This is a genomic window from Xanthocytophaga agilis (genome assembly GCF_030068605.1).
Taxonomy (GTDB): Bacteria; Bacteroidota; Bacteroidia; order Cytophagales; family 172606-1; genus Xanthocytophaga; species Xanthocytophaga agilis.
In genome coordinates, this window is sequence record NZ_JASJOU010000063.1 from 1 (window position 1) to 552 (window position 552).

1 protein-coding gene is annotated in these 552 nt (G+C 35.3%); it reads left to right on the forward strand.

Features of this window, described 5'->3' with window-relative positions; translation table 11 throughout:
* Window positions 1-419: 419 nt before the first annotated feature.
* Window positions 420-552, forward strand: a 133-nt coding sequence (locus tag QNI22_RS40210) for a DUF6597 domain-containing transcriptional factor (RefSeq protein WP_314520340.1), incomplete at its 3' end; no start/stop codon positions are given.

Genomic DNA, 552 nt, shown 5'->3' on the forward strand with positions numbered 1-552 from the left:
ACGATCCATTAGTTTACACATAAAGAAAATCGCCATATAAAAGCAATTTTACAGAGGCATAGATTGCAGCTGATACGTGTGTATCATCAGCTCTGGCCTTAAAGCAAACGGGAGCGGAACTTCAGTCGAAGAAGTCTGTCGAAACGTCTATGTGAAACCATGGGCATTAAGGATCGTAGCTTATCCCTTTGCTACTTTCTATAATTGCAACAAGTTTGACCTATACGAAAGTACGGCTAATAGAAAAGAAAACAGATTTGTAATTGCCATTCCTGATTTACCAGATAATTTACTCATTGTAAGAGGCATAATGCAAATAGAATAATAAATAATGCTATTGCCACGAAACTGAATTTAATAATTTCCCTAATGTAAAACAGGACATATTTTAAACCACAAGGGGACAAATAATAAATAAAATGGATTATCGAACCTACAAACCGTGTGAAGATTTAGCCACACTTATCAAATGCTACTGGACTTTAGAAAATCCAAAAGAAGATACACCCAAAAAGCAAACCATTGTTCCCGATGGTTGTATGGAAATGATTT